The sequence below is a fragment of the Pseudomonas sp. 8_5_2 genome (assembly GCF_059295255.1).
The window spans coordinates 1,329,970-1,351,712 of record NZ_CM181238.1 but is presented as its reverse complement, the minus strand read 5'-3'; the positions used below and the strand labels follow the sequence as shown (position 1 = coordinate 1,351,712).

General features: G+C 64.4%; 23 protein-coding genes and 1 riboswitch. Of the genes, 6 read left to right on the top strand and 17 right to left on the bottom strand.

What is annotated here, in order from left to right; all coding sequences use genetic code 11:
• From cobC to cobO, 9 genes are all read right to left on the bottom strand, one after another.
• Positions 1 to 567: an alpha-ribazole phosphatase family protein gene (gene cobC / locus AC5O5R_RS06190; protein WP_172225383.1), complete on the bottom strand. Its 567-nt coding sequence runs from the start codon at positions 565 to 567 to the stop codon at positions 1 to 3.
• Positions 564 to 1,619: a nicotinate-nucleotide--dimethylbenzimidazole phosphoribosyltransferase gene (cobT, locus tag AC5O5R_RS06185; protein WP_172225386.1), complete on the bottom strand. Its 1,056-nt coding sequence runs from the start codon at positions 1,617 to 1,619 to the stop codon at positions 564 to 566. The genes cobC and cobT overlap by 4 nt, the downstream gene beginning before the upstream one ends.
• Positions 1,620 to 1,985: 366 nt before the next feature.
• On the bottom strand, positions 1,986 to 2,507 hold the full coding sequence (gene cobU / locus AC5O5R_RS06180) for a bifunctional adenosylcobinamide kinase/adenosylcobinamide-phosphate guanylyltransferase (protein ID WP_172225388.1): 522 nt from the start codon (positions 2,505 to 2,507) through the stop codon (positions 1,986 to 1,988).
• 1 nt (position 2,508) lies between these two features.
• Positions 2,509 to 3,963 (bottom strand): cobyric acid synthase, encoded by a 1,455-nt coding sequence (locus tag AC5O5R_RS06175; protein WP_172225390.1) that lies wholly within the window; start codon positions 3,961 to 3,963, stop codon positions 2,509 to 2,511.
• Positions 3,960 to 4,952 (bottom strand): threonine-phosphate decarboxylase CobD, encoded by a 993-nt coding sequence (cobD, locus tag AC5O5R_RS06170; RefSeq protein ID WP_172225392.1) that lies wholly within the window; start codon positions 4,950 to 4,952, stop codon positions 3,960 to 3,962. The genes AC5O5R_RS06175 and cobD overlap by 4 nt, the downstream gene beginning before the upstream one ends.
• Entirely contained in the window at positions 4,945 to 5,853 is a 909-nt protein-coding gene (cbiB, locus tag AC5O5R_RS06165; RefSeq protein WP_172225394.1) for an adenosylcobinamide-phosphate synthase CbiB, read from the bottom strand. The genes cobD and cbiB overlap by 8 nt, the downstream gene beginning before the upstream one ends.
• A complete protein-coding gene (gene bluB / locus AC5O5R_RS06160; protein WP_172225406.1) occupies positions 5,850 to 6,500 on the bottom strand; it encodes a 5,6-dimethylbenzimidazole synthase in 651 nt (216 codons plus the stop codon). Before bluB ends, cbiB begins: the two co-directional genes overlap by 4 nt.
• The gene (locus AC5O5R_RS06155) at positions 6,497 to 7,792 is read right to left on the bottom strand and encodes a cobyrinic acid a,c-diamide synthase CobB (RefSeq protein WP_172225409.1); all 1,296 of its coding nucleotides are present in this window, start codon (positions 7,790 to 7,792) and stop codon (positions 6,497 to 6,499) included. The genes bluB and AC5O5R_RS06155 overlap by 4 nt, the downstream gene beginning before the upstream one ends.
• Positions 7,789 to 8,400, bottom strand: coding sequence for a cob(I)yrinic acid a,c-diamide adenosyltransferase (gene cobO, locus AC5O5R_RS06150; RefSeq protein ID WP_172225412.1), 612 nt, complete (start codon positions 8,398 to 8,400; stop codon positions 7,789 to 7,791). Before cobO ends, AC5O5R_RS06155 begins: the two co-directional genes overlap by 4 nt.
• A 120-nt stretch (positions 8,401 to 8,520) precedes the next feature.
• Positions 8,521 to 8,740, bottom strand: a riboswitch (cobalamin riboswitch).
• 167 nt (positions 8,741 to 8,907) lie between these two features.
• On the opposite strand from cobO, the gene AC5O5R_RS06145 reads away from it, so the two are divergent.
• Positions 8,908 to 9,486, top strand: a complete 579-nt coding sequence (locus tag AC5O5R_RS06145) for a hypothetical protein (RefSeq protein WP_172225415.1) — start codon at positions 8,908 to 8,910, stop codon at positions 9,484 to 9,486.
• A 20-nt stretch (positions 9,487 to 9,506) separates the two neighbouring features.
• Here the strand turns inward: AC5O5R_RS06145 and AC5O5R_RS06140 are convergent, their stop codons facing one another.
• Both AC5O5R_RS06140 and AC5O5R_RS06135 read right to left on the bottom strand, forming a co-directional pair.
• A complete protein-coding gene (locus AC5O5R_RS06140) occupies positions 9,507 to 11,015 on the bottom strand; it encodes a hypothetical protein (RefSeq protein ID WP_172225417.1) in 1,509 nt (502 codons plus the stop codon).
• A gap of 37 nt (positions 11,016 to 11,052) precedes the next feature.
• On the bottom strand, positions 11,053 to 12,051 hold the full coding sequence (locus AC5O5R_RS06135) for a dermonecrotic toxin domain-containing protein (protein ID WP_172225419.1): 999 nt from the start codon (positions 12,049 to 12,051) through the stop codon (positions 11,053 to 11,055).
• Positions 12,052 to 12,208: 157 nt separating this feature from the next.
• Between AC5O5R_RS06135 and AC5O5R_RS06130 the strand changes: the two genes are divergently transcribed.
• Complete coding sequence (locus AC5O5R_RS06130; protein ID WP_172286746.1) at positions 12,209 to 13,525, top strand: PQQ-dependent sugar dehydrogenase; 1,317 nt, start codon at positions 12,209 to 12,211, stop codon at positions 13,523 to 13,525.
• 45 nt (positions 13,526 to 13,570) lie between these two features.
• On the opposite strand, the gene AC5O5R_RS06125 is transcribed toward AC5O5R_RS06130, so the two are convergent.
• The 5 genes from AC5O5R_RS06125 to AC5O5R_RS06105 all read right to left on the bottom strand — a co-directional run bounded on the left by AC5O5R_RS06125 (position 13,571) and on the right by AC5O5R_RS06105 (position 18,016).
• Positions 13,571 to 14,104, bottom strand: a complete 534-nt coding sequence (locus AC5O5R_RS06125) for a C40 family peptidase (protein ID WP_172230639.1) — start codon at positions 14,102 to 14,104, stop codon at positions 13,571 to 13,573.
• A 136-nt stretch (positions 14,105 to 14,240) separates the two neighbouring features.
• Positions 14,241 to 14,888, bottom strand: coding sequence for a C40 family peptidase (locus AC5O5R_RS06120; RefSeq protein ID WP_172230642.1), 648 nt, complete (start codon positions 14,886 to 14,888; stop codon positions 14,241 to 14,243).
• 127 nt (positions 14,889 to 15,015) lie between these two features.
• The gene (gene hda, locus AC5O5R_RS06115; RefSeq protein WP_056796562.1) at positions 15,016 to 15,723 is read right to left on the bottom strand and encodes a DnaA regulatory inactivator Hda; all 708 of its coding nucleotides are present in this window, start codon (positions 15,721 to 15,723) and stop codon (positions 15,016 to 15,018) included.
• Between the two features lie 151 nt (positions 15,724 to 15,874).
• The gene (locus AC5O5R_RS06110) at positions 15,875 to 16,948 is read right to left on the bottom strand and encodes an AI-2E family transporter (RefSeq protein ID WP_172230645.1); all 1,074 of its coding nucleotides are present in this window, start codon (positions 16,946 to 16,948) and stop codon (positions 15,875 to 15,877) included.
• 12 nt (positions 16,949 to 16,960) lie between these two features.
• Positions 16,961 to 18,016 carry a DUF2066 domain-containing protein gene (locus AC5O5R_RS06105; RefSeq protein WP_172230648.1) on the bottom strand — a complete coding sequence of 352 codons (1,056 nt, stop codon included), beginning with the start codon at positions 18,014 to 18,016 and terminating at the stop codon, positions 16,961 to 16,963.
• Positions 18,017 to 18,331: 315 nt separating this feature from the next.
• Between AC5O5R_RS06105 and purM the strand changes: the two genes are divergently transcribed.
• The 4 genes from purM to AC5O5R_RS06085 all read left to right on the top strand — a co-directional run bounded on the left by purM (position 18,332) and on the right by AC5O5R_RS06085 (position 21,115).
• Positions 18,332 to 19,390, top strand: coding sequence for a phosphoribosylformylglycinamidine cyclo-ligase (gene purM, locus AC5O5R_RS06100; RefSeq protein ID WP_016485267.1), 1,059 nt, complete (start codon positions 18,332 to 18,334; stop codon positions 19,388 to 19,390).
• Entirely contained in the window at positions 19,390 to 20,043 is a 654-nt protein-coding gene (gene purN / locus AC5O5R_RS06095; RefSeq protein WP_172229543.1) for a phosphoribosylglycinamide formyltransferase, read from the top strand. Before purM ends, purN begins: the two co-directional genes overlap by 1 nt.
• Positions 20,044 to 20,051: 8 nt before the next feature.
• Positions 20,052 to 20,762: a DUF3108 domain-containing protein gene (locus AC5O5R_RS06090; RefSeq protein ID WP_172229545.1), complete on the top strand. Its 711-nt coding sequence runs from the start codon at positions 20,052 to 20,054 to the stop codon at positions 20,760 to 20,762.
• Positions 20,763 to 20,935: 173 nt separating this feature from the next.
• On the top strand, positions 20,936 to 21,115 hold the full coding sequence (locus AC5O5R_RS06085; protein ID WP_172229547.1) for a hypothetical protein: 180 nt from the start codon (positions 20,936 to 20,938) through the stop codon (positions 21,113 to 21,115).
• Between the two features lie 69 nt (positions 21,116 to 21,184).
• On the opposite strand, the gene AC5O5R_RS06080 is transcribed toward AC5O5R_RS06085, so the two are convergent.
• Positions 21,185 to 21,724, bottom strand: a complete 540-nt coding sequence (locus tag AC5O5R_RS06080) for a DUF2058 domain-containing protein (RefSeq protein WP_172229549.1) — start codon at positions 21,722 to 21,724, stop codon at positions 21,185 to 21,187.
• Between the last annotated feature and the right edge of the window lie 19 nt (positions 21,725 to 21,743).

The following is a 21,743-nucleotide window of genomic DNA, read 5'->3' as shown; positions in this document are numbered from 1 at the left end:
TCAACGCCCCTCCAGCAGTTGCCCGTGGTCGTTCGGTACCAGCCGCATCAACGCACCATGCCCGACTTCGACCTGCAGCAACTGCGCCCTGGGCAAGCCACGGGCACGCGCCAGCAACAGCCGCATGACCCCGCCATGCGTCACCAGCAGCACGCGTTTGCCGGCATGCTGACCGGCCAGGCGCTCGATAGCCTCCAGCACACGCTGGGCAAACGCTTCGACCGGCTCGCCATTGGGCGGTGTGAAGGCGTAAGGGTCTGCCCAGAAACGCCCCAGCGCATCCGCCTGATCTTCCATGATCTGTGCGGCGCTGCGGCCTTCCCAATCGCCGAAGTGCAGCTCCTGCAGTGCGGGCTCTCGCTGCACCGGCAGGTTCAGCCGTGCGCCCAGTTCATCGGCAAAGCGCGCACAGCGCTGCAACGGCGAGCTGACCAGTACCTCCCAGGGGCCGGCCTGGGCAACCGCGCTGCGCATCTGCGCCCAGCCCTTGTCGGTCAGGGCATCGTCGAGGCTGCCACGCAGGCCGCCCTGTTCCGTTTCACCGTGGCGCAGCAGGTCGAGGATCATGCCGGGCGGTCCGCCACTGCAGCTTCGGCAAAGGTTGCCATCTGCCCGTGCAGCGCACAGGCCAGGCGTAGCAGCGGCACGGCCAGGGCAGCCCCGCTCCCCTCGCCCAGGCGCAGCCCCAAGGCCAGCAATGGCTCGGCCTGCAGCGCGGCAAGCAGGGCCTTGTGCCCAGGCTCTGCGCCTTGATGGGCAAATAGCAGCCAGGCCCGGCACTGCGGGTTGAGGCGCACGGCCAGCAGCGCGGCGACGCTGCAGATGAAGCCATCCACCAGCACCGCGATACCTGCCTGCGCGCAGCCGATGTAGGCGCCGACCAAAGCCGCGATTTCAAAGCCGCCGACACAGCCCAGTGCTTGCAGTGGATCATCCGCTTGCAGGCCATGCAGGCTCAGCGCCCGTTCGATGACCTCGGCCTTGTGCCGCACACCGGCGGCGTCCAGGCCCGTGCCAGGACCGCTCAGTTCAAGGGCCGGGCAGCCCAGCAGGATGCTGGCCAAGGCCGCGGCGGCCGTGGTGTTGCCAATGCCCATCTCGCCACCGATGAACAACTGCGCGCCCTGTTCGGCTGCGCGCAGGGCGCTGTCGCGGCCGGCCTGCAGGGCGGCGTGTAACTGACCTTCGGTCATCGCTGGCTGGCGGGCGAAGTTGGCCGTACCGGTGCCCAGGCGCAGATGGCGCACGCCGGGGAGCTCGAGATGAGCGTCGATGGTGCCCAGGTCGATCACTTCCAGGCTGCCCTGCAGCTGGCGCGCCAGCACACTGATTGCCGCGCCGCCGCCGACGAAGTTGCGCAGCATCTGGCCGGTCACCGCCTGCGGATAGGCCGAGATGCCCTCTTCGACTACGCCGTGGTCGCCGGCGAAAATGCTGATCGCGAGCTGGTCCAGGCTTGGTCGCTCACGGCCTTGCAGACCGGCCAGCTGGATGGCCAGGCCCTCCAGCTGGCCGAGCGAGCCTGCGGGTTTGGTCAGCTGTTGCTGACGGGCGCGGGCCTGGTCCATGGCGACGCTGTCTTGGGGTTGGCAGGGGGTTTGCCACCAGGGTTGGGTCATGGGTGTAGGCCTGTTTCAGGTTGGGAAAAGAGTTGTGAGTGTGGTGGACCGGGAGGTGTCCGCCTTGAGTATTTCGGCGCCTGTGAGATCGAGCGCCGCCCGCGCGGCGCATCGCCGGCAAGCCAGCTCCTACATCTGTTTCGGGCCAATTACTCCTGATCCATTAGCGCGCGGTCCCTTGGTTGTCCCCTTCGATACTGCGTCGTGCTCCAGGGGGACGCGCGCCAATTGCACAGGTATAACTGGTTAGAAACAGAGGTGGGAGCTGGCTTGCCGGCGATGCGCCGCGCGGGCGGCGCTCGATCTCACCGGCGGCGGAATACTCAAGGCGGACACTTCCCGGCTCAAAGCATTCATGACGGCCCCTCACAACCCAGCCCCTTTCAGCACCAACGGCAACCCCGCCACCGTCAGCACCACGCGCTGACAACGCTCGGCCACCGCCTGATGCAACCACCCGGCCAAATCGACATAACGCCGGGTCAGCTCCCCCATGGGCACTACCCCCAAGCCAGTTTCATTACTGACCAGGATGATAGTGCCAGGCAATGGCTCCAGGCAGGCCAGCAGGGCATCACGTTCCTCGGCCAGGCGCTGTTGGTCTTCCAGCATCAACAGGTTGGTCAGCCACAGGGTCAGGCAATCCACCAGCAGGCAGCGCCCTTCTGCCGCGTTGGCACGGAGCACTGCGGCCAGAGCCAGCGGCTCTTCGATCAGCCCCCAGTCATCCGGCCGCCGCTGGCGGTGCAGCAGCACGCGCTCGTTCATCTCACCGTCCAGCGGCTGGCTGGTGGCAATGTAGGTCACTGGCAGGCCGCTATCACTGGCCAGTTGTTCGGCCAGGCGGCTTTTACCGGAGCGGGCACCACCGAGTACAAGGCTGCGCATATCAGGCCACCCCACAAAGTTGACGCAATTGCGCCGTGTCCAGGTGCTTCTCCACCAGATCGGCCAGGCGTTCGATATCGCGTTCGCGCAGAGCCTGGTAGTCGATGGTCTGCACATCCTCCAGCCCTGCCCAGCGCAGCAGCGCCGCGCACGACTGGCTGCCTTCGAACAAACCGTGCAGATAAGTGGCGAGCACCTGGCCATCAGCACTGACAGCACCGTCACAGCGGCCATCAGCCAGCGTCACTGCAGGATGCTCCAGGGCAGGCCCCGTGGTGACGCCAGCGTGAATTTCATAGCCTGCCACCGCCGCTGCTTCCAGGTTCAGCGTGCCAGCAACGTTGCGCAGTTGCTTTTCAGCTTCCAGCACCGTGGCATAGTCGAGCAGGCCAAGCCCCAGGCTTGAGCCTGCAGGGCCTTCGAGGCCCAGCGGGTCATGCACTTCGCGACCCAGCATTTGCAAGCCGCCGCAAATACCAATCAACTTGCCGCCATAGCGCAAATGCCGCGCGATGGCCTTTTCCCAACCGCGCTCGCGCAACTGTGCCAGGTCGCCGCGCACGCTCTTGGAGCCCGGCAGGATGATCAGGTCGGCAGCCGGAATCGGCTGACCCGGACCGATGAACTGCAGGTCTACCTGCGGGTGCAGGCGCAGCGGGTCGAAGTCGGTGTGGTTGCTGATGCGCGGCAGTACCGGCACGATCACCTTGAGCACGCGCTCGTGCTTGGCGCCCTGGCGCACATCGATGCCGTCTTCGGCCTCCAGGTGCAGGTCGGTCACATACGGCAGCACACCAAGCACCGGCTTGCCGGTACGCTCTTCCAGCCAGTCCAGCCCCGGTTGCAGCAAGGCAATGTCACCGCGGAAGCGATTGATGACAAATCCCTTGACCCGCGCCTGCTCACTAGGCGACAGCAGTTCGAGGGTGCCGACCAGATGGGCGAATACACCGCCGCGGTTGATGTCGGCGACCAGGATCACCGGGCAGTCCACCGCTTCGGCAAAGCCCATGTTGGCGATATCGCCGGCACGCAGGTTGATCTCTGCCGGCGACCCCGCACCTTCGACCATCACCACTGGCCAGACGGCGCTCAGGCGCTGGTGCGAGGCCAGCACCGCCTGCATGGCGATGACCTTGTAGTCGTGGTAGGCCACCGCGTTCATGCTGGTGACGGCGCGGCCATGGATGATCACCTGGGCGCCGGTGTCGCTGTTGGGCTTGAGCAGCACCGGGTTCATGTCGGTGTGCGGCGCCAGCCTGCAGGCCTGGGCCTGCACGGCCTGGGCCCGGCCGATTTCACCGCCGTCGGCAGTTACCGCGCTGTTCAACGCCATGTTCTGCGGTTTGAACGGCACCACGCCGACGCCCTGGCGCAACAGCCAGCGGCACAGCGCGGTCACCAGGGTGCTCTTGCCCGCATCAGAGGTGGTGCCCTGCACCATGAGGGTGGTCATGCTGTTTCCTTCTGGTAATCCGCCAGGGCCTGGGCCAGGCGCTGTTCATCTGCCGCGCAAGCGGGCAGCCCAAGGCGCACGGCCAGAGGCTGCTCGAACAGGCGCACGAGGATGCCGCGGCGGGCGAGGAAGTCATGCAATTGCACAGCGTGCTGGCTACGCACGTACTGGAACAGGTCGCAGCCACCGCTGGGCGCCAGGCCAGCGCTGCGTAAAAGCTCGGCCAGCCGCTGGCTGGCGCCAGCGCAGCGTTCGATCTGCTGACGCTGGGCGGCTTGATCGGCCAGGCAGGCCTGGGCCAGCACCCGGGTCGGGCCGTTCACGGTCCAAGGGCCGAGCAGCTCAGCCAGGCGCAGCAGCAGGCTGCGCTCGGCAGCAACAAAACCCAGGCGCACGCCAGCCAGGCCGAAGAATTTGCCAAACGAGCGCAGCACGATCAGGCCTGGGCGTTCGGCGCAACCGACCACGCCTTCGGCAGGTGTGTTGTCGATAAACGCTTCATCGACCAGCAACCAGCCACCGCGGGCGGCCAAGCGAGCATGCCAGGCCAGCAGGCGCTCACGCGGCACCCGGCGCCCCGTTGGGTTGTTGGGGTTGACCAGCACCAGCACATCGAGCGTGTCGAGCGCCGCCTCGACCTGCGTTTCATCCAGCTCCAGCAGCTGATGCCCCGCCCGCTGCCATGCATACGGGTGCTCGGCATAGCACGGGGTCAGCACCCCTACCCGGCCGGCTGCGCGCAGCTGCGGCAATGCCTGGATCGCGGCCTGCGAACCGGCCACTGGCAGCAATTGACGGGCACCGTAGTAGGTGCGCGCTGCATCTTCCAGGCCGTCCTCGGTTTCCGGCAGGCGGGCCCAGGCATCCACAGGGATCGAAGGGATAGGGAACGGCCAAGGCGCGATGCCACTGGACAGGTCGAGCCATTGCTCGCGAGCAATGCCGTATTGCCGCACAGCGCGCAGCAAGCGGCCACCGTGTTCAAGCATTGATATACGCCCCCAGGCAGATCACCAGCAGCCACAGCCACACGCCGCGCTGGACCAGGTACCAGCCACGCTCGATGGCGTCGGCGTCGGCCATCGGCCCCTCGCCCAGGCGGGGTCGTTCATGCAGCTCACCGTGGTACACCGCCGGGCCGCCCAGCTCGACCCCCAGCGCACCGGCACCGGCGGCCATCACCGGCCCGGCGTTGGGGCTGTCCCACAACGGGCCCTGCTTGCGCCAGCAGGCCAGGGCCAGGCGGGTCTTGCCCAGCAGCGCATAGGTCAGCGCCACCAGCCTTGCGGGAATATAGTTGAGCACATCGTCGATGCGCGCCGCACACCAGCCAAAGCGCTCGAAGCGCTCGTTGCGGTAACCCCACATGGCATCCAGGGTGTTGCTCAGGCGGTACAGCACCACGCCCGGCGCGCCAGCGACCACAAACCAGAACAGCGCGGCGAACACTGCATCGCTGCCGTTTTCCAGCACCGACTCGGTGGCCGCGCGGGCCACGGCGGGCTCGTCCAGTTCGCGGGTTTCGCGGCTGACCAGGTAGCCGACCCGCCGCCGTGCCTCTGCCAGGTCGCCCTGGCGCAAGGCGTTGGCCACTGGCAGTACATGCTCGCCCAGGCTGCGCAGCCCGACGGCGCAGTACAGCGCCAGCACGTCCACCAGCCAGCCGATATACGGCAGCCAGGACAGAATCAGCGCCCCCAGGGTCAGCGGCACCACCGCCAGGAACCACGCGCTCACGCCGTGGCTGCGCCAGCCGCGCCCGCCGGCGTTCAGGCGGCGCTCGAGGTTACTGGCCATAGTGCCGAACGCCACCAACGGGTGGCGCCGCTGCGGCTCGCCCAGCAAGGCGTCCAGCGCCACCCCGGCCACGGTCAGCAAGGCCACGCTCATTGGCGCTCTCCCCATTGGTTTTCGAACAGCATTTCAGTCAAGGGCCGGTCTTCGGCCCAGCCTTCCTGCACCAGCATCGGCGCCGGGTAGAATTCGGTGACCGGCCCCAGGCACAGCACCGCCACCGGTTTGGCCCCGGCCGGCATGCCCAGCAAGGCCGCCAGCGCCTGCGGGTCGAACAGCGACACCCAGCCCATGCCCAGGCCTTCGCCCCGGGCGGCCAGCCAGAGGTTCTGGATGGCGCAGGCCAGCGAGGCGAGGTCCATTTCCGGCAGGGTGCGGCGGCCGAATATGTGCGACTCACGGTTGTCCATCAAGGCCGCCACCAGTAGCTCGGCACAGTCGTTGATGCCCTCCACCTTCAGTTTCATGAAGGCATCGGAGCGCTCGCCCAGCGCCTCGGCGGTACGCACTCGCTCCGCCTCCACCAGTGCCTGGATACGTGTACGCAGGTCACGCTGGGTAATGCGGATGAAGCGCCAGGGCTGCATCAGCCCGACACTGGGTGCCTGGTGCGCGGCAGCCAGCAGGCGGCCAAGCAGTTGCGGCGCTACCTCGCCAGCGGCGAAATGGCGCATGTCGCGGCGCTCGCCGATGGCCCGGTAAATGGCGGCGCGCTCGGCGTCGCTGAAGGCGTGCTGGCTCATGGTCGCAACAGCGCCGCCGCCGCGTCCGGGTTGGAGGGGAAGTAGAAGTGCACGTAGGAAGCCGTCAGCCGCCCCAGGCGATACACCGCTTCATTGCCCCGCCCGCCGTTGGGGCTCAGGCCGCGAGCGATCGGTTCCTGCGTGGTGCTGGTCAGCGAGTGGTGATAGGTGTGGCCACGCAGGGTGCCTTCCGGCAGCGCCACTGCCTGCAGGGCCAGCGCTGCCAGGCGCTTCTGCATGGTTGCCTCGCCGGGCAGCAGGCCGAGCAGTTCGGCACGTTCGCCGGCCACATCGGTCAGGGCATCAAGCAGGTACAGCATGCCGCCGCACTCTGCCAGCAGCGGTTTTCCCTGGGCGTGATGGGCACGGATCGCCTCGCACATCGGCGCGTTGGCAGCCAGGGCGTGGTGGTGCAGTTCAGGGTAGCCGCCCGGCAGGTAGAGGCTGTCGACCGCAGGCAATTCGCGGTCATGCAGCGGCGAGAAAAATTCCAGGTGTGCACCCTGGTTGCGCAGCAGTTCGAGGTTGGCGCCATAGGTGAAGGCAAAGGCTTCGTCCCGTGCGACACCAATACGCACGCCGGCCAGCAAGGCAGCACTGGCTTGTGGCTCGGGCGCGGCAAAGGCCACTGGCGGCGGCAAGGCAGCATCGCAACTGGCGCCCAGCGCCTCGGCGGCGGCGTCCAGGCGTGCGTCGAGGTCGTTCAGCTCGCTGGCCTGGACCAGGCCCAGGTGACGGCTGGGCAGTTCGATGCCACGCTCGCGCGACAAGCCACCGTACCAGCGCAAGCCTTCGGTCAGGCTGCCCTCCAGCAGTTGCGCGTGGCGCAGGCTGCCGACACGGTTGGCCAGCACGCCGGCGAATGGCAGGTCGGCCTGGTAACGTGCCAGGCCCAGGGCCAATGCGCCGAAGGTCTGAGCCATGGCCGTGCCATCGATCACCGCCAGCACCGGCACGCCAAAGTGGCGCGCCAGGTCGGCGCTGGACGGCGTGCCGTCGAACAGCCCCATTACCCCTTCGATCAGGATCAGGTCGGCGTCACCTGCGGCTTGCCACAACAGGCGGCGGCTTTCCTCGGCACCGATCATCCACAAATCCAGTTGATAAACCGGCGCACCGCTGGCACGTTCCAGAATCATCGGATCGAGAAAATCTGGCCCGCATTTGAACACCCGCACCTTGCGCCCGTGGTTACGGTGCAAGCGGGCCAACGCAGCAGTAACGGTGGTCTTGCCCTGGCCCGAGGCCGGTGCCGCGATCAACACGGCGGGGCAATGACGGGGCTGGTTCACAGTTCTACGCCCTTTTGTGCGCGGATCCCGGCCTGAAAGGCGTGCTTGAGCATGCCCATTTCGGTCACCGTGTCCGCCAGCTCGATCATCTCGGGCTTGGCCGCACGGCCGGTGACGATCACATGCTGCATGGGCGGACGGGCCTGGATGTCGGAAAGCACCTGGTCAAGGTCGAGATAGCCATGCTTGAGGGCGATGTTCAGCTCATCCAGTACCACGAACTGCACGCTCGGGTCCTGCAGCAACTGGCGCGAAACGGCCCAGGCCGCTTCGGCGGCGGCGATATCACGCTGGCGGTCCTGGGTCTCCCAGGTAAAGCCTTCGCCCATCACGTGGTAGCGCACCTGCTCGGGGAAACGCCGGAAGAACAGCTCCTCACCGGTGCTGTTACGGCCCTTGATGAACTGCACCACGCCACACTGCATGCCATGGCCCAGGGCGCGCGCGAGCATACCGAAGGCCGAGCTGCTCTTGCCCTTGCCATTGCCGGTCAGCACCAGCAACAGGCCGCATTCGTTGGGGGAATTGGCGATACGTTCGTCGATGATCGCCTTCTTGCGCTGCATGCGCGCCAAGTGGCGTTCGTCGCGTTCGGTGGGTTCGCTCATCAGGGTTCTCCGCTGGCTGGCGCCACGGCAACGCGCGACGGCAGGTAATAGGCAGGCAAACGGAGAACGCGCAGGGGCCGCGGCCGCAGGCCACGGTGCACCGCGCATCACCCTCCGTGATGCCGTTGGCAGTTTCAGGCCGGTCTCCGGGCTTGTGAGCGGGCCTTGGCCCGGGCCTGCGCGCCTTCCCGGGTGCTGGCACCCAGTGGCCCTGCGCGGCCGCGACTCACCTACCGTTGCGGGGGCAGCGCCGGAATCGCGCCCTGCTGGCGCCCACCGGCTTCCCAGTTTCACCCTGCCAGGTCGAGGCTGGCAGGGCACCTGAAACACGCGCGAAGGTTAGAGGGTTGCACCCTGAGCGTCAATCGAACCGGGACCATTGCCGTCGAACAGGCACGCCACCGCGCAATGGCCAAATCCCCAAGGTGTGCCACACTCAACCCAGTGATGGCTCATAGCCATCACCCCCGAGTGAATGGGAACACACCTGCAACAGGAGAGCGCAGCATGCGAGGCCAGATCATCAACAACCCGCGCCTGGAGTTTCTCAGCCCCGTGCTGGAGCGCTGGGTCGACTGCATCGACCGCTTCAACCAGTTTGCCGGCGATGCTGAAGCCCCTTACTGGCACGGCGCCGCTGCCAACGTCGGGCTGCTGGCAGCGGCCGCCTGGCAGGCCGAGCTGGCAGCATTGCAGCAGTTCGCCGGCAAGAAGCAGCGCGACGAAGGCGAAAACGAAGGGCGTTGCGACCTGTCGATCATCAGCGCCGAGGAGGCCCTGTACCTCAGTACAAGCCAGCGCTGGCCGAAGGTCGGCCGGCTGGACATGGCTGGCGCCCTGCAACAGACCGCCGCCCTCGCCCGACAGGTCGCCTACCCGAGCCAGTTGAAGGCGGCGGCGCTGTTCATCAGCCCCTGGAAAGCAGGCCAGCACGCCAGCCCCGAAGAACTGCAGGACCTGGTCGACGACCTGAAAACGCATACCGCCTGCGCCATCGCCTGGTACTTCCCGTATGCCTATCGCAAGCTGCACAACGAGCAAGGCCAGTACTTCCCGGGGGTGGCGCTGCTGCTCAAACAAGCCTGAGCAGCGGGACGGCCACAAGATCAGGCCGGGAAGAAACGATCGACCAACTGCGGGCTACCCAGGCGCTCGAGGTAGGCATCCCTGGCAAACACCACGCCAGTGCGCAAGTCATACACCGGACCTGAAGCCGGCTTGGGTACCTGGCGCAACCGGACATTGACAAAGCGGTAGTCCGCCCCGGTGATCTGGCCTATATGCTCGATCTGGAAATAGGCGCCAGGCATGAACAAGGTTTCGGCTTCCTCCTTGTAGGCAGAGAACGCCGTGACCGGAACGCCACTCGAATACGCGCCAGCAGGTAGTTCGAACACCACTGAACTTTCATCGAACACACCGAGTTCCCCCGTACTGGCCATGTCATCCGGGTCGGCGGCGAACTTGCGCATCATGTATGGGTTTTCGGTGAAGGATGAGAGATCGGTGTTGACCAATGTATCGCCTACCTTGAAACGCCCACTGCAAAAATGCACGCCACTGGTGCCTCGTACCCCGTGCCCGCCGCGGTAAAGGGGGACTGCAGCATCCCGGGGCAGGCGCTCCATACTGGTTGCAAGCTTGTTCAGGTAGCGGACCGACGAGCTGGTTCGCTGCCCCTCACGCAGGAAACTGTTGATCGAATCATCATGCGTGTAGACCTCGATCAGGCTGTTGTTGTAGCCCGCGCCCTCCCGGTAGGTGTATTGCGCCTGCCCCTCGTACTCGACGTATTCGTATCCCTGGGAATCGGATAACGGATCGCCCCCGTCAGGCACCAAGGCGATATCCGCTGAATCCAGCAGCGCCTGATGCCGCAAGAACGCCTCAGTGGAGATTGCAGCACTACGCTGCTGGTTACTGCGCATGTACTCGTCCCAGAATGGCGATGTCTCACTTGCCAAGCCGTCGTCAGGGGCCCCACCCGTCAGCCGCGGCGGTTCGAGCATCTCCCATTCGCCACTACCTGACAGGCGCACCGGGCGTATGGGGCTGAAGGCGAACGGGTTGCCCGGGTCAACCACCAGCCAGTGCTCGAGCTCGCTGCTGTAGCGCACCCGGTACGGCAGGCCACCCAGGTCAATCCAGCATTCGCCATTGGCGCCAAGCCGGATGCCCTTGAGCTCGTCGGCGCCAAGCGGCTTGCCCGCCAGCAGTACATTGGCCTCCTGCCCCTCCAGCACCTGTTCAGGCGCGGGTGCCACTTGCCAGCCGGCCAGTGAAGCCTCTGCCTCGTGAAATGCGGGTCGATACGACAGGGCTCTGAGCGTGCTCGCAGTCTTGGCGTCGACCTCGACCATGCCCAAGGCCGCGAAGATACTGTCGAAAATCGCTGCCCCCAGCGCTGCCTCGCGGCCCTCGCGGGTACGGGCATGCAGGCCCTGGTCGATATCTACATACAGCTTGGCAAGCGACAGGCCCAGAATCGCCAGCGGCAGGCTTGGGCATAGCGGCGCAAAGTAGAACGAGAACCGTAACAACACATCGACATAGCCGCTGAACATTCCTTCCCGCAACCGGTGGTTGTCCACCAGCATTTCAGCGTTGTGCCTCATGTTCTGCGCAGCGTCCTTCCCCAGGTGGGCGAAGAAATCACCTGAAACAGGCCTGTATGAACGCGCCAGCAGGCCCAGCGCCTCGTGCCCCCCCCGGGCTATCTGCAATGGTCTGCAGGGCCTCTCGTGCATCATCCGTTTCCACCGTCAACTGCGGGTCTGTGACGATGCCCGCCAGTACACGCTGCACCCCCGCCTTGCTACGCAGCTGGGCGCTGAACCATCCGGCCATCGCTTCCGGTGAGTCAAAGCCGCGCAGTGTCTGTTCATCGAAAGGCAGGTAAAGCACGGTTCGCCCGTGTGGTAGCGACAGCACATACATCCACACCCGCCCAGCCCCTGCGGGGTGGCAGGCGCTGACGGCTATTTCGCTGGCCCCAGTCGGCTGACGCAGTTGTGCCAGGGTCGGCACGCTGCCTTGGGGCTTCAAGCCGATATTCACCAGGCTTCGCAGTTGCGAGGCATCGTCGCCAGTGATGCTGCCTTCGCGCAGCGCTCGCGCGCATTCACCCATCAGGTTGACCTTGGCCAACACCTGAAAGTCGCCCGCATGGGCAACCCAGAAGTCATTAACCTGCTGGCGCACGACCTGGGCAAAATCCAGCTTCCAGAAATCGCGCTGTACATCGCGCGCCAGCATCGGCACTTCGTTACGTTCATCGAACCAGGGGGCATGGGGGCCCTGTCGGTAGAAGCCACCGTACAGGTCGAGCTCATCGGTGGCGTCCTGAAAGCCCAGGTCGAAACGCTCGATCACCAGCTCGGTCAGGCGCAGCGACTTGACCGGGGGGCCGCTGTGCGCCCAACCGTTGAAACTGCGGCTGCTGGAACTGGCACCCTTGAACTGGTGCCACCAGACACGGTCCGGATCCCAGTCTTTTTTCGTGTGCTGGCGCACGATGGCACTGGCATGGTCGCGGGCCAACCGGTAGGGGTCGGGGTACTCGCGAACAAAATCCCGCGCCAACTGCGCCAGCTCATGACCAGCCCCCAGCACTCGAAGGTTATGCAGCATTGCCTGTTGCAGGTCGTACATGGTCGTTTCCTGATAGATGCCGGAAACGAAATGTTCGTCAGCTGCACACCCCTGGCGGCGGTAGATATATCTGAGCGCGGTAGGTGACCCTGCCTGACTGAACCCAACGTGCAGCAGCGAGTTCTGAATGCAAAAGACTCCCTGCAGAGCAGCGCACATGAACCGAACCCGCACCCTCACTGCACTGACAATCGCGGCATGCCTGGCCGGCTGTGGCGAAACAGCCCTGTTGAATGTGGACCAGGGCAGCGGCCCGACGCCGCAATTGCCCGCCCCTAGAAAGTCCCTGATTCCCACCGTAAACGTTGCCCCGGCGATCGGCTGGCCGCAGGGCGGCAAACCCACGGCCGCAGCAGGCACGCAAGTGGTGGCGTTTGCCGACAAGCTCGACCATCCGCGCTGGTTGTACGTGCTGCCCAACGGCGATGTGCTGGTGGCAGAAACCAATGCACCGCCCAAACCCGAAGATGGCAAGGGCATACGCGGATGGTTCATGGGCAAGGCAATGCAACGCGCAGGCGCAGCGGTGCCCAGCGCCAACCGTATCACCCTGTTGCGCGATGCCGACCATGATGGTGTCGCAGAACTGCGCACACCGTTTATCGAAGGGCTCAACTCCCCGTTCGGCATGGCCTTGGTTGGCAATGACCTGTACGTCGCCGACACCGACAGGCTGTTGCGCTTTCACTACCAGCCGGGGGCTTTGCAGATAGGTGAAAAAGGGCAGCCGGTGGTCGAGCTGCCAGGCGGTCCGCTGAACCACCACTGGACCAAGAACGTGGTGGCTAGCCGCGACGGTAAAAAACTCTATGTGACGGTTGGCTCCAACAGCAATGTGGGAGAAAACGGCATGGACAAAGAGCAAGGCCGGGCGGCCATCTGGGAAGTTGACCCGGCCAGCGGCCAGCACCGGCTGTACGCCACCGGCCTGCGCAACCCCAACGGGCTGGCCTGGGAACCACACAGCGGGGCATTGTGGACTGCTGTGAACGAGCGCGACGAAATTGGCAGCGACCTGGTGCCGGACTACATCACATCGGTGCAGGACGGCGGCTTCTATGGCTGGCCCTACAGTTACTACGGGCAGCATGTAGACACCCGGGTGCAACCGCAGAACCCGCAAAAGGTGGCCCAGGCACGGGTGCCGGATTATGCGGTAGGCCCACACACCGCATCACTCGGGTTGGCATTCGCCGCCCCCGACGCTTTGCCGCCGCCCTTCAACCAGGGGGCACTGGTGGGCCAGCACGGCTCGTGGAACCGCAAGCCACACAGCGGCTACAAGGTGATTTTCGTGCCGTTCAACGCTGCCGGCAAACCATCGGGGCAGCCTGTCGACCTGCTGACGGGGTTTGTCGATGGCAGCGGCAATGCCATGGGCCGACCCGTAGGCGTGACCAACGACGGTCGCGGTGGCGTGCTGGTGGCGGATGACGTGGGCAATGTGGTCTGGCGAATCAGCAGGCTGCACTGAAGCAAAACCGCGGGCTGTCGCCGGCATGCCGGCGATGGCACCGGGTTAAGGATTCTGTGCCAGATGCCCTGCCGGGATCACCCGCTTGGCTTCCAGGTATGCCTTCGCCCAATAGCTGTTGGACAGGTAATCCAGGCGAACCGTGCCGCCAGTGGAAGGAGCATGGACGAAGCGCCCCTCACCTACATAGATACCCGCATGGCTGACCTGCGAGCCGCCGCTGGTGGCAAAGAACACCAGGTCACCGGACTGCAGCGACTTGGCGTCCACCGTCGGCGCACGCATGACGATCATCTCCCGCGTCGAACGCGGCAGGCTGATGCCGGCAGCATCACGGTACACATACTTGATCAGGCCACTGCAATCAAAACCGGAGTCCGGGGTGTTGCCGCCCCAGCGATAAGGCGTGCCTACCAGACCGATGGCACGGATCAGCACGTCATCGGCAATGGGCGAAGGGCTGGGCTGACTGTAGCTGACCTGCGGCTGCACCACAGGCGCCGGCGCGGGCGCGCGGCTGGAGCAGGCAGCCAGCAAGGCCGCCAGGGAGAGAAATGCAAAGCGCGCCATCTTTATCATGGCCAGACCATCCTGTCCGAGACTGCTGAACCGCAGCCGAAAAGAGTTGAGAATTCAGATTAGACGACTTCTGTAAATGCGCACGGCGGCGAGCTTTTTTCAAAGCATCGCCGCCGTGGCGGGTGCATCCGTTTCATCAGTTGCGCGCGATGTTGGTCGGCGCCATGGCCAAGGCGCGCTTGGCTTCGATGAAGGTCTTGCTCCAGTAGCGGTCACCGAGGCTGTCGATGCGCACGCCCCCGCTGCGGCGGCTGCTGGAGTGGATGAACTGGTTGTCACCCAGGTAGATGCCGGCATGGCTGACGCGACCGCGGCCATTGGTGCTGAAGAACAGCAGATCACCCGGCTTGAGCTTGTTGCGTGCCACTTTCGGAGCATCGACGTTGATCATTTCACGCGTGGAGCGTGGCAGGGTCACGCCCGCCTCTTCGCGGAACAGGTAGCCGATGAAACCGCTGCAGTCGAAGCCGGACTTTTCCGAGGTACCACCGAAGCGGTAGCGGGTACCGATCAACGACATGCCACGCTCGAGAATGCTGTCCGCCAGTACTGGCAGCTGGTAAGGCTTGCTGCTGCTGGAGAAGACCTCCAGGTCATCTTCAGTGGCCAGCTCTTCCGGTTCGCCGAAAACCGACGAGGTCGAGGCTTTGGCCTTGACCGCCGACTGTGCGGCGATCGGGGTGTGATCCTGAGGTGCTGATTGAGAAGCCGGGCCATGGGCCGCGCAGCCAAAAAGCAGGGTCACGAGTGCGAGTGGCACGAGGGGTGCGAAGCGCTTCAGCATGGGCACGACCGTGTCTGTAATCCTTTAGAAGGGGGAAACTATGCCCTCTATCATGGCCATTTGCAAATTTTATCGAAAAACATGTGACTTTTTCGTTTTGCCGCTCTGGCCCAAGGTTTTCAGGGGGTTACCAGCCGAGGGTTTCCTTGAGAAAAGGGATGGTGAGCTTGCGCTGTGCCTGCAGCGAGGCCTGGTCGAGGCGCTCGAGCAGGTCGAACAGCGCACTCATGCTGCGCGCGCCACGGGTAAGGATGAAGTGACCGACTTCGTCGGTGAGGTGCAGGCCACGGCGCGAGGCACGCAGCTGCAGGGCGCGCAGCTTGTCTTCGTCGGACAGGCCACGCATCTGGAACACCAGGGCCAGGGTCAACCGCGACTTGAGGTCCGGCAACTTGATCGGCAGTTCGCGTGGCGAAGCCGAGGCTGCCAGCAACAGGCGTCGGCCGCTGTCACGCAGGCGGTTGAACAGGTGGAACATGGCCTCTTCCCAGTCTGCCTTGCCGGCGATCACGTGCAGGTCGTCGATGCACACCAGTTCATACTGGGCCAGGTAGTCGAGCAGCTCTACACCGCGCTCGAGCAGTTGTGCCAAGGGCAGGTAGACCGCGGGCTCGCCGCGCTGCTGAAAGCGGTGGGTGGCAGCCTGCAGCAGGTGGCTACGGCCAACACCCTGCTTGCCCCACAGGTAGATAAGGCTCTCGGTCCAGCCGGCGTCGGCTTCGCATAGCCGCTCGACGTAGCCCAATGCCGCAGCATTGGCGCCCGGATAGTAGTTGATGAAGGTGGCGTCATCGCGCAGGCGCACACCCAGGGGCAACTGGATCGGTGGTTTCATGCTCGCGGGCGGTCGGCAGGACCGCAGGGGGCCTTTGGTGAACAATGTGCAAAGTCTATACCCGCAGCGCTGGGTGCACAATCACGGCATCGGATAGCGCAAGGAAAATCAACAGGTTGCGGGTTTTGGGGTGGGTCGGAGGTATATGGCATCACAATTCCGGGTCCACATCCCCGGCATACATATCCGATTCCTTGTACAAATCATGCACATGCCGCAGCAGCACCATGATCACCGCGGCCACCGGCAACGCCAGCAAGACCCCGGTAAACCCGAACAGCTCACCGCCGGCAAGGATGGCAAAGATCACTGCCACCGGATGCAGCCCGATGCGGTCGCCCACCAGCAACGGCGTCAGCACCATGCCCTCCAGCGCCTGCCCGACCATGAACACGGCAACAATGCCCAGCATCGGGTACAAATCGCCGCCGAACTGGAACAGGCCGGCCACCAGCGCTGCACCAATGCCGATGATGAAGCCCATATAAGGAACGATGGCCGCAAGGCCCGCGAGCATGCCGATCAGCAGCCCCAGCTCCAGCCCCACCAGCATCAGCCCGGCAGAATAGATGAACCCCAAGGCCACCATCACCATCAGCTGGCCGCGCACGAACGCCCCAAGTACTTCATGGCATTCGCCCGCCAGGCCGACCACATCTTCCTCATGCTGGCGTGGCAGCAAGCTGCGCAGCTTGGCCATCATCAGGTCCCAGTCACGTAGCAGATAGAACCCCACGACCGGAATCAGGACCATGTTGGCCAGCCAGGCCATCAGCGCCAGGCTCGACGCCGTCGCCTGTGACAATACCACCCCGACAATGTCGGTGGTCTGCCCCATGTGTTCGCTGATGGCCGCCTTGATCTTGTCGAACTTCCAGAAACCATCGGCCAGCCCCAACCGGTGTTGCACCCAGGGCAGCGCCACATGCTGCAACCAGTCGAGCATCTGCGGCGCCAGCTCGTACAAACGCACCAGCTGCTTGGCCAGCATTGGCACCAGCACCAGCAACAGGGCCATGAACAGCAGAGTGAAGAGGCCGAACACCACTACCACCCCCCAGGTGCGTGACAACCCCCGGCGCTCAAGCCAGTCGACCAGGGGGTCGGCCAGGTACGCCAGGAGAATGCCGATCAGGAAGGGCGTGAGAATGTTGTGCAAGCTGTACAACAGTACGGCGAGCAGCAGTGCAACGCCCAGCCAGATCCAGCGACGCATGTCAGTCAATTTTGGAGCTCCTTACCAACGGAATCGCAGGCCATCGAACGGCTTGGGTGCAGGTTGCGCCGGCACGGCCGGGTCTTGCCCGGCAACTGGTGCCGGTGTCGCGGGCGCGGCTTGCTCTGCCGGCAGCTCCTGCAGCTTGGCCAGGGCAAGCTGGGCACGCAGCTGTTCACGGTTGGCGGTGACGCCATAGGTCAGGGTGGTCCCTTCGGCCATTTGCAGGCGTGGGCCATAGGGCTCAAGCACACGGGCCAACTCCGCGTAGCGCTGCAGGCTCATCCCCTGCACCTGCACCTGCAATTGGCTGCTGGCGCCGGGGCGGGTGACATAGCGTGGCGCCAGGCGGCTGCTTACCGCCAGCATCACCGCATCGGCCAACGCCGCCTGGTCGGCGCCCTCGGCATTGCCCTGCTCGCGCTGGTCGCCCAGCCACAGCTGCCACTTGCCCTGCCACTTGCCGTCGGCCTCCTGGGCATGCACCGCCAGCAAGGCATCGGCGCCGTAACGTTCGGCGGCCTGGCGCAGCGGCGCCGGGTCGCTGGCTTCGAGCTGCTTGGCATTGGCCACCAGTTGTTCCTGCAGGTCAGCCAGCGGCAGACGCAGTGGCAAGCCACGGTGCTGGGCGGCACGGCGCAGGGGCTGGGCGCTGGCCTGGCCGTCACCGACCAGGCTGCTGCCCTCGACACTGCCGTTCAACCACCAGCCAAGGATCGACGGCCGGTTGCTGCCCCACAGGGCCAGGCCGGCCTTGCGCAGGGCCCGCTCGGTACTGCCAGGGTCGAATTCGACCAGCACCGACTCGGGTGGGCCGGCTTCGGTGCCCACCTGGTTGATGATTTGCTGGGGGTCCTTGCGCAGCTCGGCAAGGGCCGGGCTTTGCGCCGCCTTGGGGTCGCCGGTCAGGCGCAACACCAGTGTGTCAAGGGCCTGGGCAGTGGCGGCGGTACGCGCCTCAGCCCCCTGCCCGGTGACCGGTTCGCGCACCTGGTAAAGGCCGGAGACATTTTCAGCCAGGGCAGTGGCCGAGATCAGGGCCAGGCAACCTGCTGCCAGAATGTTGAACAAACGCATGGAGGGTTCCTGTCCATTTACCGCAATGCCTATACCTTATACACGGGGGCGCCAGGTAACCAGTCGCGCGGGTGAAAGATTGGTTGCTGCAGATATGCCTGGATCCGACAGGTGTCGGATCTCAGAGGTTCAGTGCCTCACCTTTACCCACTTTAATGCCCTGCCCGTCGGCCTGAGGATGGCCGCTGCCCGGCAACCCTGATAAAATCGCGCGCCTTCACAGACCACTGACGTTTCAGGCAGCCGCCGCTCACCCGCCGGCCTTGGCCGTCATGGTCGTTTTTAAGAATCCCTCCCTCCTAAAGGCCTGGATCAATGAGCAAGCAACCCTCCCTGAGCTACAAGGACGCCGGTGTAGACATCGACGCCGGCGAAGCACTGGTCGAACGCATCAAGGGCGTGGCAAAACGCACCGCACGCCCTGAAGTCATGGGTGGCCTGGGCGGCTTCGGCGCCCTCTGCGAGATCCCGGCCGGCTACAAGCAGCCGGTGCTGGTCTCCGGCACCGACGGCGTCGGCACCAAGCTGCGCCTGGCGCTGAACCTGAACAAGCACGACAGCATCGGCCAGGACCTGGTCGCCATGTGCGTCAACGATCTGGTTGTGTGCGGTGCCGAGCCACTGTTCTTCCTCGACTACTACGCCACCGGCAAGCTCAACGTGGACGTAGCCGCCACCGTGGTAACCGGCATCGGCGCCGGTTGCGAACTGGCCGGTTGCTCGCTGGTCGGTGGTGAAACCGCCGAAATGCCAGGCATGTACGAAGGCGAAGATTACGACCTGGCCGGCTTCTGCGTAGGCGTGGTGGAAAAGGCCGAGATCATCGACGGCTCCAAGGTTGCCACCGGCGACGCGCTGATCGCCCTGCCGTCCTCCGGCCCGCACTCCAACGGCTACTCGCTGATCCGCAAAATCCTCGAAGTGTCCGCTACCGACATCGAGAACACCCAGCTGGATGGCAAGCCGCTGACCGACCTGCTGATGGCCCCGACCCGCATCTACGTCAAGCCGCTGCTGCAGCTGATCAAGAACACCGGCGCCGTCAAGGCCATGGCCCACATCACCGGTGGCGGCCTGCTGGACAACATTCCGCGCGTCCTGCCGAAAAACGCCCAGGCCGTGGTCGACGTGGCCAGCTGGCAGCGCCCGGTAGTGTTCGACTTCCTGCAGGAAAAAGGCAACGTCGACGAGCATGAAATGCACCGCGTGCTGAACTGCGGTGTCGGCATGGTCATCTGCGTAGCCCAGGACCAGGTCGAAGCGGCCCTGAACGAATTGCGCGCCGCCGGTGAACAGCCGTGGGTGATCGGCCACATCGCCGAGGCCGCTGAAGGCGCTGCCCAGGTCGAGCTGCAGAACCTCAAGGCACACTGATGCCAAGCAAGACCTGCAATGTAGTGGTACTGCTGTCGGGCTCCGGCAGCAACCTGCAAGCCCTGATCGACAGTTGCCAGGGCCAGGACAGCACGGCGCACATCCGCGCGGTGGTGTCCAACCGCGCCGATGCCTACGGCCTGCAGCGCGCTGCGGCCGCCGGCATCGACAGCGCCGTGCTCGACCACACCCGCTACGACGGCCGTGAAGCCTTCGATGCCGCGCTAATGGCGTGCATCGACGGCTTTGCCCCGGACCTGGTGGTACTGGCCGGCTTCATGCGTATCCTCAGTGGCGACTTCGTACGCCACTACCAGGGCCGTCTGCTCAATATCCACCCGTCGTTGCTGCCCAGATACAAGGGCCTGCATACCCACCGCCGGGCCCTGGAGGCAGGCGACGCCGAGCATGGCTGCAGCGTTCACTTCGTGACCGAGGAACTCGATGGCGGGCCACTGGTCGTACAGGCTGTGGTGCCGTTGGTGTCTGATGACACCGTCGAAAGCCTGGCTCAGCGGGTGCACTGTCAGGAACATCTGATCTATCCGCTGGCAGTGCGCTGGTTTGCCGAAGGGCGCTTGCGTCTTGGTGAACAGGGTGCATTACTGGATGGCCAGCCGCTGCCCGCCAGCGGTCATTTGATTCGATCCTAGGAGAACTTATGCGTCGCGCCCTGCTCTTGGCACTTGCCGTGCTCGCCCTGCCCCTCCAGGCAGCTGATCTGAAGCCGTTCTCGGCCAGCTACACCGCCGACTGGAAGCAACTGCCCATGAGCGGCACCGCCGAGCGCAGCCTGGTCAAGAACGCCAACGGTACCTGGGACCTGAACTTCAAGGCTTCCATGATGATCGCCAGCCTGACCGAGCAAAGTACCCTGCGCCTGGAAAACGACACTCTGCTGCCGCAGAAGTACCACTTCGAGCGCGGTGGCCTGGGCAAGGCCAAGAAGGTCGACCTCAATTTCGACTGGACCGCCAAGAAGGTCACTGGCAGTGACCGTGGCGATGCCGTCAGCCTGCCGCTGAACCGCGGCGTGCTGGACAAGTCGTCTTATCAGCTGGCCCTGCAGCATGATGTGGCCGCTGGCAAGAAGAGCATGACTTACCAGGTGGTTGATGGTGACGAGATCGACACCTACGACTTCCGCGTACTGGGTACTGAAAAGGTCACCACCAAGACCGGCCAGGTCGATGCGGTAAAGGTCGAGCGCGTGCGCGACCCAAGCCAGAGCAAACGCATCACCGAGCTGTGGTTTGCCAAGAGCTGGGACTACTTGCTGGTGCAACTGCGCCAGGTGGAGACCGATGGCAAGGAGTACGTGATCGTGCTGCAGGATGGCACGGTCGATGGCAAGCCGGTGAAAGGCAACTGATACTGCCCTGCCAGCAACACCTGAAGCCCCGCCCAGTGCGGGGCTTTTTCATGGCTGGGCGGCCTACATGAAACTTGTTTCATGCCTGTTTTATTTACTTAGCCTGCTAACAAACTCTATAAAGAAGGTGTGCGACACAGTGTCGCAGCCAACTGAAGAAGTGGAGTTTACCGATGACAGTCCAAGTAACCGAACGCGACGAATCGAAAATGTCCCACGAAGGCCTGGCCGCTGGCGTGCGGATCTGGGATGTGCACCAGCAAGGCCAGCTGGTGGGCATGTTCCACAATGAGCACGAAGCGCATCAGTACCGTGTAGAACTGGAAGACCTGGAAAACCAGCGCACCACGTAATGACCGGGCTTTCAACGCAATGACCCAGCCTTCAAAAGAAAAACCCCGCCAAGGCGGGGTTTTTCGTGCTTACCACATCAGATCGTCAGGGATCTTGTAGGCCGCGTACGGGTCGTCCTCGTCCGCTTCCTCGACATGGGTGTTGAGCAACAGGATGCGACCAGGGTCACGCTCCTGGATCTTCACTGCCGCTTCTCGCGGAATCACCTCGTAACCACCACCATGGCCCACCACAGCCAATGCACCGTTGCTCAGCCGGGTACGCATCAGGGCGTTGACGGCGATGCGCTTGACCTTCTTGTCGTCGACGAAGTTGTAGTAGTCCTCGGTATTGAGCTTGGGCAGGCGGGTAGCTTCGATCAGTTGCTTGATCTGCGCGGCACGGGCCTTCTGCTCGGCCTTTTCCTGCTGCTGGCGGTTCAGCTCCTGGTCACGCTTGGCTTTTTCGGCCATGGCTTCCTTGGCCAAGCGCTGCTGACTGTCGTCCACCTCGACCTGGCCCTTGTGTTCCAGGCGTTTCTGTTTCTTCTCGGCCTTGGTGGCCTGAGAAACCTGTTTCTGGTTGACCAGACCGGCTTTGAGCAATTGGTCGCGAAGGGAAAGGCTCATGAATGTTCACTCACTTATG